A 13,486-nucleotide genomic window follows, 5' to 3' on the forward strand; every position below is an offset into this window, starting at 1 on the left:
GTGGATTTTGCCAGCGGCACCAGTAACTGCCCGCAGCTCCAGCCGGGGCGCTGGTTCACTCTCACCGGGCACCCGCGCGAAGACTTAAACCGCGCGTGGCAGGTGGTGTCCTGCGAGATGACCGGCAGCCAGCCACAGGCGCACACCGGTCTGAAAGCCGAAAACCTCGCCCTGTGGCTGGAGCCGGAAGCGGAAAACGACCGCAAAATCCACCTCTACCACTGCGACCATCTGGGCACGCCGCTGGCACTGGTGGATCGCGAGGGCCATATCGACTGGCACATCACCCTCGACCCGTGGGGCAATGTGCTCAGCGAACACAATCCGCAGCAACTGCATCAGCCGCAGAGAATGCAGGGCCAGCAATACGATGAAGAATCGGGGCTGCATTATAACCGGCACCGTTATTACGACCCGGCTCAGGGACTGTATATCAGTCAGGATCCGATTGGGTTACGGGGTGGGTGGAATGGTTATAGTTATCCGTTGAATCCAGTTAAGAATATAGATCCATTGGGATTAATTGAAACCGCTCAGTCGTACGTCGTTAGTAGAGATCTAGCTGCACTTGGTGATGATGCTAGATCTCGTTGGAATCCACTTACACATACGTTTACAGTAACGACAGATGGTCAGGGAAATATATTGCACACGTATAGTTGGGGGAATGATGCAAATCTTAAAGGATGGAATTTAGATCAATCTATTGATATAAAAACGGCCAGAGAAGCACTGGACAATAACTTGGCTGAGCCAACATTGGCCACAAGTTATTGTGTAGAAAAAGCATATAATGAATTAAATAAGAAAAAGAATGAACATATTAATTTGTTTATTACAAGAAATTGTAAGCAAGAAACAAACAATTTATTATTAAAAGCAATGGCTATTTGTAATGATAATACTTTGGGAACATCACCGTTTCCACCGAAGCAAGGTTTTTATGGGTATTCATATTGAATATGAAAAATATACTACTAAGTGTGTTAATTGGATCAGGCATTAGTGTTGCGACCGTGTTTCTTTATTCAGTATTTATTAATTTATACGGCAAATATGGTGGGGGGTATGTTAAATTATTTTTCTTATTGAGTATTATCGGTGGTGGGGTGGGGGTGTTTTATTTTTTATATTCAATAAGTAAAGAAGCTTTTTTTTGTAGTCTTATTTATGGTCTTCTTACATCTTTTATTGTGTTTTTTTTGATTGGTTTTATTGTTGTAAATATATATGGATCATAGTTTTTATAATTCAAATGACTATACCCCGAAATGGTTTTACCAGCCGAGTTGAATACGGGGCAGTTCTAGGATGACGCAATAGGGCTACAACGAACAGAGCTGGCTGACGGGCATGAAGTTCGGCGGCACGCCGCTGGCGCTGGTGGATCGCGAGGGCCATATCGACTTGCACATCACCATCGACCCATGGGGCAATGTGCTCAGTGAACATAATCCGCAGCAACTGTATCAGCCACTGAGAATGCAGGGCCAGCAGATCGATGAAGAATCGGGGCTGCATTATAACCGGCACCGTTATTACGACCCTGCTCAGGGAAGGTATATCAGTCAGGATCCGATTGGGTTGCGGGGTGGGTGGAATACATATACTTATCCATTAAATCCGATCAAGAATATAGATTCGATGGGGCTAATGGCGTTTGGTGGCGAATTTGGAAAATGGGCTGGTTCTGCATTTAACTTACCTTATGAAGATATTAATCCTGCAATAGATGCGTCGAACGGGCCGCACTACGAACCTCTATCAGGATCTATTTCACTTGATGTGGGAATATCACTGGATGCTTTTAGTGGAGGTAGTAGTGTTGTGGGATCCTCAGTTGGAACAAATGATCGAGTTTCTGGCAATAAAGATATTTGCACATATTATGCCCAATGCGATCATAACGGGGCTGGCCTGGCGATGGGGGCAGCAGCGTCACTTTCCGTCTCTGGAGCGGGCGCTTCCCCTGGACAGGCAAATTCAAAAGGGGCAATGATGGGAGGTGGCATATTAGGTAAATTCTCTCTTGCTGGAACAAAAGATTCTTCGGGTCATCCTACTGGAATTTTAAGTGCTGGTCCTGGTATTGGTGCATGGGTTGGTGAGTTGACTAATTGCTCTCAATATTCAAGATGTTTATCTGAGCTATTGGGTTGATAATGAATAAAAAAAAACTGACAGTGCTGATACTTTTTATAATAGGTTGTTTGCTATTAACATACAAGCTTGGTGTTAGCTTTAAAAGTGATGATTCTTTAAGGACAAAAGCTGAAAATAAAGTCAGTTTATTTCAGGATCTTTATAATAACCTAGAGTTAGAAAAAATCTATGATGAGTCCTGTGATAACTTCCAGAAAATGACACCGCGAGATGAATTTCTTTCTATTATGATTGGAAAGAAGGAAGTGTTTGGTAGATTTAAACATTCCACTTTATTCTATACTAATGTTATTAACTCAAAAAAAGTTGCTTTAAGGTATAGAACATATTATGAACATTATTCTTTAATTGAGGAATTTACTTACAATGATGAAGGAGGTTTGTGCCTTCAAGGATTTTATATTGATGACTCAGGTAAGCTAGGCGAGGTGATTAAACTGGATTGATCACATCAGACCTTAGTAAGCCTTCAAATGTTACAATGAGCGTAGGTTATGGTATAGGGGGAGGAGCCTTTTCAGGAGTAATGACTTGCCAGATGTATACAAAGTGTATGATTAACTAAATTCTGATTGGACTAATAAGGTATTTATATGCGTTTTTGGATGTCATTATTTATAATTTTTATGCTGTCGGGATGTGATAATCAGTCAACCAAAGATGCGATACTCCAGGTGGATGTTTTCCGTGAGATGTACAATAATAATAACTTTTTCGATATATACTCCAGCTCTGCTTTGGGTTTAAAAAAAGCCATGACAGAACAACAGTTAGTTTCATTTTTAGGCAAACAAAAAGAAGATTTAGGGAAATTTAAATCAGCGACTTTACTTAATAGCACAGTTATAAATAACAGCGAGGTAACACTGTCATTTCAAACAAACTACAACAAAGATTCTTTCCTTGAATTATTTGTATATAAAAAAGAACCAAATGGATATAAATTATTTTACTATACAATAGACACACAACGAACATTAAAAATTGATCCTGTAACTCATGCCATTCAGTTACCAAAGTGATATTCAACCTACACATGTCAAAATTTGTAGGTTGAATTATAGCTACTGAGGTTTATCATTTTTTTGGATGCGAGCTAACCCTATAACTTTAACATATAGCTCTTTTATTTGTGAATATATATAAAGACCGACACAACAAAAAGTACCCACTAAGACAGCTATAATAACTGAGACAATGCATGAGGTAAGTAAACCAACAGCTATTGCTTTAATCCCAAAAACTTGCTCTCCATTCAAGGTAATTACATTAAAACCAAAATATCCAAAAAAACCAAAAATCAAACCTAATGGAACTATAGAAAAAAACAACCCAGCCAACAATATCTTATAGATATCGATTGGTCTTGTGTCATTTACTGAGATGAACAACTCTAATTTCCTTGTCACTTTCTAACTCCTTCCTTTACCAAATGGTAAGTTATACAGGATCATTTTAAATAATTATTACTTTGATAACGGTATCTATTATGGTTTACTTTTTAGGAATAATCGAGAATCAAGCCTACACAATAAAAATTAATACGATGAAGAATCTAAATTCACAATCAACCGAAAATATAAATAATTAAGTGATACACATACAAAAAGCGAACCCCAAGAGGTTCGCTTTTTCTTTGTCACTCAACCTTCTTTAATCTGGCTGACGGTTTTGTTCATTGGCAACGGCAAATAAGCGCGTATCCGTAAACCACCCCGCTCGCTGACGCCGATATCCAGCAGGCCGTTATGATTGTCGATAATACGCTGCACAATCGCCAGTCCCAAACCGGTGCCACTGGTGGTTCGCGCACTATCGCCACGCACAAACGGTTGGAACAGATGTTTGAGCTGATCAGGTTTAATCCCTGGGCCGTCATCTTCTACCTGGAACCACGCGCGGTTTAACTCGCCGCCGCTGCTTACCTTGATCCAGCCATTACCATATCGCGCGGCATTTACCACCATATTGGCGGCGGCACGTTTAATGGATAACGGATGGATGTTGACCAGCAATTCGCCAGCTTGAAGGTCGGTATCAATTTCCCGCTCATAACCACTTTCAGCTGCTACCACTTCACCCAACACACTATTGAGATCGGCGGTTTCCAATGGCATCTCTTGCCCGGTACGCAGGTAATCAATGAACTGCTCGATTATCGCATTACACTCTTCGATATCTTTGTTAATCGACTCAGAGAGATAGCCATCTTCTGCACTCATCATTTCTGTTGCCAGACGAATACGAGTAAGCGGCGTACGCAAATCGTGGCTGACGCCCGCCATTAATAACGTGCGGTCATCGGCGAGCTGTTTAACACCTGCGGCCATGTGATTGAAGGCTCGGGTAACGGAACGCACCTCCGACGCGCCATATTCACGCAGTGGCGGCGGAATAATGCCTTTACCAACCTGCAAAGCAGCATGCTCGAGGTCAACCAGGGGTCGGTTCTGGATACGAATAAACAGCCACGCGCCACCAATCGCCAGCAACATTATCGCAAGCGTGTAGCGGAACAACGGTGAGAAATCGCCCTGATGAATTTCAGTCAGGGGGACACGAACCCAGATATTTGGCGACAGCCACGTCTTCAGCCAGACAACCGGCGAACTCTTGTTAACCTCAACACGAACTTCTGTTGGGCCACCCAATTGTTGCGCCATTTGATGACTAAGGAATTCGTAATGCTGCGCCCAGCGCAAACCCGCGTCTTCCGCCGCTTCATTGGAATACAGAGAGATTCCCAACTCACGGTAGATTTCACGCCGAAACGCAGGCGGAACCACCAGTTGCGTACCATCCTCGAGTTGCAGTTTATCGGTCATCAACATACGGACTTCGTACGCCAGCACTTTATTAAACTGTTGCAAGCTCGGCAGAATGGCGAAGTTCAACACCACAAGGTAGGTCGTCACCAGGCTGACAAACAGCAAGGTGACGATCAATAACAGCGTGCGGGCAAACGAGCTTCTGGGGGAGAAGCGGACTCGCCTCATGCCTTGGAACCGTCCGGCACGAATACGTAGCCCAGGCCCCATACGGTCTGGATATAACGTGGATGCGCAGGGTCTTCTTCAACCATGCGACGCAGACGAGAAATCTGTACGTCGATAGAACGTTCCATCGCACTGTATTCACGGCCACGCGCCAGGTTCATCAATTTATCGCGTGATAACGGCTCGCGTGGATGGCTCACCAGCGCTTTCAGAACCGCGAACTCGCCACTGGTTAATGGCATAGGCTCATCTTCACGGAACATCTCACGAGTGCCGAGGTTCAGCTTAAACTTACCAAAAGCGATAACCGCTTCTTCCTGAGAAGGTGCGCCAGGCAGTTCGTTAGCCTGACGACGCAGAACCGCGCGAATACGGGCCAGCAGTTCACGTGGGTTAAAAGGTTTAGGAATGTAGTCATCCGCACCAATTTCTAACCCAACGATACGGTCAACTTCTTCGCCTTTCGCGGTAACCATAATGATTGGCATAGGGTTGCTTTGGCTGCGCAGACGGCGGCAGATAGACAAGCCATCTTCGCCCGGTAACATCAGATCAAGCACCATCAGGTGGAAGGACTCGCGGGTTAACAGGCGATCCATCTGTTCTGCGTTAGCAACGCTACGGACCTGGAAGCCTTGTTCGGTGAGATAACGCTCTAATAGCGCACGTAAGCGCATGTCGTCATCCACGACCAGAATCTTATAGTTCTCTTGCATTCTTATACTCCCAAAGGCTCGAACAGTGAGTGCGTATTCTTAAAAAACTGCGGCGTTACGACCAGTCAATTCTGGTATATATTCTAGTCGAAATTGTTACAAAGCATATTAAACAGATGGTTATAGACGCTTTTTAACCAAAAACAATGACCAGGTTCGCAAATCTCCGGGATTGCCATCACCCTGATATTTCGGTTTAAATCGTCTCTATTGTGCTACCCATTCAAGGCTTGATGATGAAAACGCCATTAATTACCCGTGAAGGCTATGAAAAGCTAAAACAAGAAAAGGACGCTTTGTGGCGAGAAGAGCGTCCGGAGGTGACAAAAAAGGTCACCTGGGCAGCAAGTCTTGGCGATCGCAGTGAAAATGCCGACTACCAGTACAACAAAAAAAGACTGCGAGAAATAGATCGTAGAGTGCGTTATCTCACAAAATGCCTCGAACAGTTAAAGATCGTCGACTATTCACCACAACAAGAAGGCAAAGTGTTTTTTGGCGCATGGGTAGAGATTGAAAACGATGAAGGAAATACGTTGCGTTTTCGCATCGTGGGGTATGACGAAATCTTCGGGCGCAAAGATTACATCTCTATTGATTCCCCGATGGCTCGCGCCCTGCTGAAAAAAGAAGTGGGCGACCTCGCCATCGTGCAAACACCTGCGGGCGAAGCGCAGTGGTACGTCAATGAAATCGAGTATGTGAAATAGACCGCAAGCCAGCAACAGAACTGTCCGATTCATCATCTCTCGGGCGCTGTGGCTGGCAATTTCGCCCCCCAATCCGTATAACTACACTCTGAAATTTCGACTCAAACAGATGAAAAAACCATGATGAATGATTCACTCTGCCGCATTATTGCCAGCGAGCTTAAGGCCAAAGATGAACAGGTTGAAGCCGCCGTTCGCTTGCTGGATGAAGGGAATACCGTGCCGTTTATTGCACGTTATCGTAAGGAAGTCACCGGCGGTCTGGATGACACGCAACTGCGTCAACTGGAAACTCGTCTGGGCTATCTGCGCGAATTAGAAGACCGCCGTCAGACAATCCTCAAGTCTATTACCGAACAAGGTAAATTGAGCGGCGAGCTTGCCGCTGCCATCAATGGCACGCTGAGCAAAACCGAGCTTGAAGACCTCTATTTACCGTATAAGCAAAAGCGCCGTACTCGCGGGCAAATTGCGATTGAAGCAGGTCTTGAGCCACTGGCCGAGTTGCTGTGGAACGAACCGTCTCACACACCTGAAGAAGAAGCCGCCCGTTTCGTTGATGCCGATAAAGGTGTTGCCGATACCAAAGCCGCGCTGGATGGCGCACGCTATATCCTGATGGAGCGCTTTGCCGAAGATGCGGCGCTGCTCGCAAAAGTCCGTAACTATCTGTGGAAGAACGCCCACCTGGTTGCCAGCGTCGTAAGCGGCAAAGAAGAGGAAGGGGCAAAATTCCGTGACTATTTTGATCATCACGAACCGATTGCGACCGTTCCCTCTCACCGTGCACTCGCCATGTTCCGTGGCCGCAACGAAGGAATTTTACAGCTTGCGTTGAATGCCGATCCGCAGCATGACGAACCGCCGCGTGAAAGCTATTGCGAACAGCTGATTATCGACCATTTGGGTTTGCGTCTGAACAATGCCCCGGCTGATGCCTGGCGTCGTGCCGTGGTGAGCTGGACCTGGCGTATTAAAGTGCTGATGCACCTTGAAACCGAGCTGATGGGTACCGTGCGTGAACGCGCCGAAGACGAAGCCATTAACGTCTTCGCCCGTAATATGCACGATCTGTTGATGGCGGCACCTGCGGGACTGCGTGCCACAATGGGTCTCGATCCGGGTCTGCGTACCGGCGTGAAAGTCGCGGTTGTGGATTCAACCGGCAAACTGGTCGCCACCGACACCATTTATCCGCATACCGGCCAGGCGGCCAAAGCTGCCGTTGCGGTTGCTGCGCTATGCGAAAAACACAACGTCGAGCTGGTCGCTATCGGCAACGGTACGGCATCGCGCGAAACCGAGCGCTTCTTCCTCGACGTGCAGCAGCAATTCCCGAAAGTCACCGCACAGAAAGTGATTGTCAGTGAAGCTGGCGCTTCCGTCTATTCCGCATCAGAACTGGCGGCGCTGGAGTTCCCGGATCTGGATGTATCGATTCGTGGTGCGGTGTCGATCGCTCGTCGCCTGCAAGACCCGCTGGCGGAGCTGGTGAAAATCGACCCGAAATCTATCGGTGTCGGCCAGTATCAGCACGATGTTAGCCAGTCACAGCTGGCGAAGAAGCTGGACGCGGTAGTCGAAGACTGCGTAAACGCCGTTGGCGTGGATCTGAACACCGCATCAGTGCCGTTGTTAACCCGCGTCGCGGGCTTAACGCGCATGATGGCGCAGAACATCGTTAACTGGCGTGATGAAAATGGCCGCTTCCAGAATCGTCAGCAGTTGCTCAAAGTAAGCCGTTTAGGGCCGAAAGCCTTCGAGCAGTGTGCAGGTTTCCTGCGCATTAACCACGGTGATAACCCGCTGGATGCCTCAACGGTTCACCCGGAAGCCTACCCGGTTGTCGAGCGAATCCTGGCGGCGACCGAACAAGCGTTGCAAGACTTGATGGGTAACGGTGAAGCATTGCGCGGCCTGAGCGCCCGTGAGTTCACCGATGAGCGTTTCGGTGTGCCCACGGTGACCGACATCATCAAAGAGCTGGAAAAACCAGGTCGTGACCCTCGCCCGGAGTTCAAAACCGCGAAGTTCGCTGATGGCGTAGAAACCATGAACGACTTACAGCCTGGCATGGTGCTGGAAGGCGCGGTCACCAACGTGACCAACTTTGGCGCGTTTGTGGATATTGGCGTCCATCAGGACGGTCTGGTTCACATCTCCTCGCTTTCAGATAAATTCATCGACGATCCCCACAAAGTGGTGAAAGCCGGCGATATCGTCAAAGTGAAAGTGATGGAAGTGGATCTGGCGCGTAAACGTATTGCGCTCACGATGCGTCTTGATGAGCAACCTGGCGAATCCAACCGCCGTGGCAGCGCACCACGCGAGCAAACCGAACGCCGTCCGGCACAACAGCAGAAACCGCGTGGACGTGATAACTCCGCAAGTAGTAACGGTAACTCTGCGATGAGTGACGCACTGGCAGCGGCATTAGGTAAGAAACGCTAATTGCTGGTTCCGCCCTCTCCTGCTTTAAGGGAGAGGGTTGGATTTAAGCGCCTTTATTTCCGCAACCCAAATAAGCACAAATTGTCTGTTAAATCCCTGTTCGCAAGTTAATAACATTTCATTATCAGCCGGGATAATTCATCAAAAAATAGAATGAGTTTGATATAAATCAAATTCCGTAATAATAGATAAACAGCACTAATATTTATCAAACGTGTAACACTTGAAATATCACGACAACATTAATAGAGAAAATACAATATAATTATCATTTATAAATAATTTCAACTTTTTGTTATTTATAGGATTTTAATAAAATTACCGCGCCAACATCACAAATTTAATAAACCACTTCAATCTGCAAAATAAGCAAAAAAGTATAATTCATCTCAAAAATAATCATTGAAGACAGAAACCATTCTCATTATCATTGATTTGTTCGTTAATTCTCCTCTATCCAACGATTTTCTCGTTAGCGTAATTACAGAGCCCAGCTCTAAGTAGGTCCTATGCGATTCTTGCCAGGTAGCTCGTGGAAGATTACCGGCTTTGCCAACGAAATTAGCCCGTCATATCGCCAGAAATTATTATCACTCGGTATGTTGCCCGGCTCGTCATTTAACGTTGTACGTGTCGCGCCGTTAGGCGATCCCATTCATATCGAAACGCGTCGTGTCAGTTTGGTATTACGCAAAAAAGATCTCGAACTGCTGCACGTTGAAGCCATTGCCTGACAGGCGGGGAGAGCGCTAGCGCTCGTTGCTATTTTCTTTAAGTTCACGAATAAAATGAAAAAACTCACTATCGGCTTAATCGGTAACCCTAACTCCGGCAAAACCACGTTGTTTAACCAACTCACTGGCTCACGCCAACGAGTGGGAAACTGGGCGGGTGTTACTGTAGAACGTAAAGAAGGTCAGTTTTCAACGCTGGCGCATCAAGTCACGCTAGTCGACTTGCCGGGCACTTACTCGCTGACCACCATTTCATCGCAAACCTCTCTCGATGAACAAATCGCCTGCCACTATATTCTGAGCGGCGACGCAGACCTGTTAATCAACGTGGTCGATGCGTCAAACCTTGAGCGCAATCTCTATTTGACGCTGCAACTTCTCGAGCTGGGTATTCCATGCGTCGTCGCACTTAACATGCTCGACATCGCCGAGAAGCAAGACATCCGTATTGATATTGATGCACTTGCGGCACGCCTGGGTTGCCCGGTGGTTCCACTGGTATCGACGCGTGGCCGTGGTATGGAAGGTCTGAAGCTGGCCATCGACCGCCGCCAGCCAAATGCACATAACGATCTCGTACTTTATCCCCCGAAACTGCTCGAAGAAGCAGACAAACTGGCGGCAGAAATGCCTGCTGATATGTCTGCGCAGCAGCGTCGTTGGTTGGCTCTGCAAATGCTGGAAGGCGATATCTACAGCCGTGAATATGCCGGTCGTGCCGCGGATAAGCTTGACGCAGTTCGTAGCCAACTGGCCGTTGAAATTGACGATCCGGCGCTGTTGATTGCCGATGCGCGCTATCAAACTATCGCCGCTATCTGCGATTCCATCAGTAACAGCCTGACCGCCGAACCGCATCGTCTCACCGCGATGATGGATAAAGTTATCCTTAACCGTTTCCTCGGTTTACCTGTTTTTCTGCTGGTCATGTATCTGATGTTCTTGCTGGCGATAAACATCGGCGGTGCATTGCAGCCCATCTTCGACGGCGGTTCTGCCGCTATCTTTATTCACGGTATTCAGTGGATTGGCGCAACATTACATTTTCCAGGCTGGCTGACGATTTTCCTCGCCCAAGGGATTGGCGGTGGTATCAACACCGTGCTGCCGCTGGTGCCGCAAATCGGCATGATGTACCTGTTCCTCTCCTTCCTTGAGGACTCCGGTTACATGGCGCGTGCGGCATTTGTGATGGACCGCCTGATGCAATCGCTCGGCTTACCCGGTAAATCATTCGTGCCGTTGATTGTCGGCTTCGGCTGTAACGTCCCTTCAGTCATGGGTGCGCGTACGCTGGATGCTCCGCGGGAACGTCTGATGACCATCATGATGGCACCGTTTATGTCATGTGGTGCGCGTCTGGCGATTTTTGCAGTATTTGCCGCGGCCTTCTTTGGTCAGCAAGGCGCGCTGGTGGTCTTCTCGCTTTATATTCTGGGCATTGTGATGGCGATTCTCACCGGCCTGATGCTCAAACACACCATCATGCGCGGTGAAGCGACGCCGTTTGTCATGGAACTGCCGGTGTATCACGTTCCCCACCTGAAAAGCTTGTTGCTGCAAACCTGGCAACGCCTGAAAGGGTTCGTATTGCGTGCCGGTAAAGTGATCGTCATCGTCAGTATTTTCATCGGTGCGCTCAATAGCTTCTCGTTTAGCGGCAAAGAAGTAGACAACATTAACGATTCGGCGTTGGCGTCAGTTAGCCGGGTTCTCACTCCATTGCTCAAGCCCATTGGTGTGCATGAAGACAACTGGCAAGCAACGGTGGGTCTGTTCACTGGTGCAATGGCGAAAGAAGTGGTCGTCGGTACGCTCAACACGCTTTACACCGCCGAAGATATGCATGAAGAGCCCTTTGATGCCGCAAACTTCAACCTGCTTGATGAGTTAGGTGGCGCGGCGGGTGAAACCTGGCAGAGCCTGAAAGACACCTTTAGCCTGAGCGTGCTGGCCAACCCAATCGAAGCCAGCAAAGGTGACGGTGAAATGGCGAGCGGAGCGATGGGCGTGATGAGCAGCAAATTTGGTAGCGCAGCTGCGGCTTACAGCTACCTGATTTTCGTGTTGCTCTACATTCCATGTATTTCGGTGATGGGTGCTGTCGCCCGTGAGTCAAGTCGTGGCTGGATGATGTTCTCCGTGCTGTGGGGGCTGAACATCGCTTATTCATTGTCCACGCTTTACTACCAGACCGTGACGTTTAACGCGCATCCGCAATACAGTCTGGTGTGTATCCTCGCGGTAGTGTTGTTCAATGTGCTGTTGATTGGCGGTTTGCGTCGCGCACGGAGTCGCGTGAACGTCAGCCTGATGTCGACACGCAAAGCGGCCGCCTGCTGTGAAAGCAGCGCTGGCGATTGTCACTAAGGGGGAATCATGGCGAGTTTAATTGAGATTCGTGATGCGCTGGCGCTGCAAGGGCGTATGGATGCAACGCAGATTAGCCAACAGCTTGCCACCCCACTGCCGCTGGTGAATGCCATGCTGAGCCGTCTTGAAGCGATGGGGAAAGCAATGCGTATCACCGAGGACCCGAGTGATTGCCTGACAGGCAGATGTAAAAGCTGCCCTGAAGGTAAGAAATGTGTTCGGGAAGTGTGGACGCTTAGAGCGTAGATGTTGTAAATGGTGGATGACGCCTGCGGCTTATCCACCCTACAAAATCGAATCCTAAATCCCAGGCGTAAACCGACAACGTTCAGCGCAGGTCGGATAAGCCCCAGGCGTAAACCGACAACGTTCAGAGTAGGTCGGATAAGCCGCAGGCGTCATCCGACAACGTTCAGAGTAGGTCGGATAAGCCACAGACGTCATCCGACAACGTTCAGCGCAGGTCGGATAAGCCGCAGACGTCATCCGACAACGTTCAGCGCAGGTCGGATAAGCCGCAGGCGTCATCCGACATCCCACTAAAGCTGCTTTTGAAATTCCACCAGCACCTGACAAACATCCTGCGGATGAGAAATAAAAGGCGCGTGGGCCGCTTTCGGGAAAATCACCGCTTCACTTTGCGGCCATTGCGCATCCAGCAATCCCGCGACTTTGCGCGGCACCAGCCCGTCCAGATACCCGTACAAACGTAAAAATGGCAGAGTTAGCTGGCTCAGCGGCTGGCGTAAATCCGCTGTTTTGAGGATTTCCAGGCCACCATTTAGCACCTCAACGCTCGGCATCGGTTGTTCCAGGACCACTGCTTTTAAACGACGTGCATCCTGGCGCGCGGTCTGGGTCCCCAGTGTTTGTAACGCCAGGAAACGCTCCACGGTGCGCTGAAAATCTTCACTCAATTGCTGCTGGAAGCTCGCCAGAATTTCAGGTTTGATGCCCGGCCAGTCCCCTTGTGCGGTGAAACACGGCGAAGACGCGATAGTCACCAACCCTCTCACGCGTTGTGGATGAGTTAACGCAACCTGGCTTGCCACCAGCCCGCCCAAACTCCAGCCCAGCCAAATCGCCTGCTCCGGTGCTCGTGCCAGCACCGTCTCGGCCATCTCCTCAAGAGTCAGCGCACCAAAATCCTGGCTGCGGCCATAACCGGGTAAGTCGACAAGATGAAGACGAAAATGCGAGCTTAATTCCTCGCAAATGTAATGCCACACTTCCGCATTCAAGCCCCATCCGTGCAGCAACACAAGATCGTCTTTTCCTTCACCTTTTGTCTGCCACCAAAGCTTACTCATCAGTTACTGTTCTCATTTTGTTCTGCAAGGATG

Annotated in this window: 13 protein-coding genes and 1 pseudogene; 9 read left to right on the top strand and 5 right to left on the bottom strand. The window is 48.4% G+C overall.

Annotated elements, in window-relative coordinates; translation table 11 throughout:
- The 4 genes and pseudogenes from WBL83_RS04590 to WBL83_RS04605 all read left to right on the top strand — a co-directional run.
- A partial coding sequence (locus WBL83_RS04590; RefSeq protein WP_424588041.1) for an RHS repeat-associated core domain-containing protein occupies window positions 1-960 on the top strand: 960 nt, incomplete at its 5' end.
- A 405-nt stretch (window positions 961-1,365) separates the two neighbouring features.
- Window positions 1,366-1,653, top strand: a pseudogene (locus tag WBL83_RS04595) (RHS repeat-associated core domain-containing protein); the annotation flags it as partial.
- Between the two features lie 509 nt (window positions 1,654-2,162).
- A complete protein-coding gene (locus WBL83_RS04600; RefSeq protein WP_424588042.1) occupies window positions 2,163-2,609 on the top strand; it encodes a sugar tyrosine-protein kinase in 447 nt (148 codons plus the stop codon).
- Between the two features lie 147 nt (window positions 2,610-2,756).
- Window positions 2,757-3,185, top strand: coding sequence for a hypothetical protein (locus tag WBL83_RS04605; RefSeq protein ID WP_424588043.1), 429 nt, complete (start codon window positions 2,757-2,759; stop codon window positions 3,183-3,185).
- Between the two features lie 42 nt (window positions 3,186-3,227).
- Here the strand turns inward: WBL83_RS04605 and WBL83_RS04610 are convergent, their stop codons facing one another.
- From WBL83_RS04610 to ompR, 3 genes are all read right to left on the bottom strand, one after another.
- Entirely contained in the window at window positions 3,228-3,572 is a 345-nt protein-coding gene (locus WBL83_RS04610) for a hypothetical protein (protein ID WP_424588044.1), read from the bottom strand.
- 234 nt (window positions 3,573-3,806) lie between these two features.
- Window positions 3,807-5,159 carry a two-component system sensor histidine kinase EnvZ gene (gene envZ / locus WBL83_RS04615; RefSeq protein WP_424588045.1) on the bottom strand — a complete coding sequence of 451 codons (1,353 nt, stop codon included), beginning with the start codon at window positions 5,157-5,159 and terminating at the stop codon, window positions 3,807-3,809.
- Window positions 5,156-5,875, bottom strand: coding sequence for a two-component system response regulator OmpR (gene ompR, locus WBL83_RS04620; RefSeq protein ID WP_001157751.1), 720 nt, complete (start codon window positions 5,873-5,875; stop codon window positions 5,156-5,158). Before ompR ends, envZ begins: the two co-directional genes overlap by 4 nt.
- 236 nt (window positions 5,876-6,111) lie before the next feature.
- Between ompR and greB the strand changes: the two genes are divergently transcribed.
- The 5 genes from greB to feoC all read left to right on the top strand — a co-directional run bounded on the left by greB (window position 6,112) and on the right by feoC (window position 12,389).
- Window positions 6,112-6,585 (top strand): transcription elongation factor GreB, encoded by a 474-nt coding sequence (greB, locus tag WBL83_RS04625; protein WP_424588049.1) that lies wholly within the window; start codon window positions 6,112-6,114, stop codon window positions 6,583-6,585.
- A gap of 120 nt (window positions 6,586-6,705) precedes the next feature.
- The gene (locus WBL83_RS04630) at window positions 6,706-9,036 is read left to right on the top strand and encodes a Tex family protein (RefSeq protein ID WP_424588050.1); all 2,331 of its coding nucleotides are present in this window, start codon (window positions 6,706-6,708) and stop codon (window positions 9,034-9,036) included.
- Between the two features lie 509 nt (window positions 9,037-9,545).
- Entirely contained in the window at window positions 9,546-9,770 is a 225-nt protein-coding gene (gene feoA / locus WBL83_RS04635; protein ID WP_424588051.1) for a ferrous iron transporter A, read from the top strand.
- Between the two features lie 54 nt (window positions 9,771-9,824).
- Window positions 9,825-12,140 (top strand): Fe(2+) transporter permease subunit FeoB, encoded by a 2,316-nt coding sequence (gene feoB, locus WBL83_RS04640; protein ID WP_424588052.1) that lies wholly within the window; start codon window positions 9,825-9,827, stop codon window positions 12,138-12,140.
- A 9-nt stretch (window positions 12,141-12,149) separates the two neighbouring features.
- Entirely contained in the window at window positions 12,150-12,389 is a 240-nt protein-coding gene (gene feoC, locus WBL83_RS04645) for a [Fe-S]-dependent transcriptional repressor FeoC (RefSeq protein WP_424588053.1), read from the top strand.
- A gap of 54 nt (window positions 12,390-12,443) precedes the next feature.
- Here feoC and WBL83_RS04650 read toward each other — a convergent pair whose 3' ends face one another.
- Together WBL83_RS04650 and bioH are read right to left on the bottom strand one after the other, a co-directional pair.
- Window positions 12,444-12,671, bottom strand: a complete 228-nt coding sequence (locus tag WBL83_RS04650) for a hypothetical protein (RefSeq protein ID WP_424588054.1) — start codon at window positions 12,669-12,671, stop codon at window positions 12,444-12,446.
- 11 nt (window positions 12,672-12,682) lie between these two features.
- Window positions 12,683-13,453 (bottom strand): pimeloyl-ACP methyl ester esterase BioH, encoded by a 771-nt coding sequence (gene bioH, locus WBL83_RS04655; RefSeq protein WP_424588055.1) that lies wholly within the window; start codon window positions 13,451-13,453, stop codon window positions 12,683-12,685.
- Between the last annotated feature and the right edge of the window lie 33 nt (window positions 13,454-13,486).

This window comes from Buttiauxella sp., from assembly GCF_049686335.1.
Classification (GTDB): domain Bacteria; phylum Pseudomonadota; class Gammaproteobacteria; order Enterobacterales; family Enterobacteriaceae; genus Buttiauxella.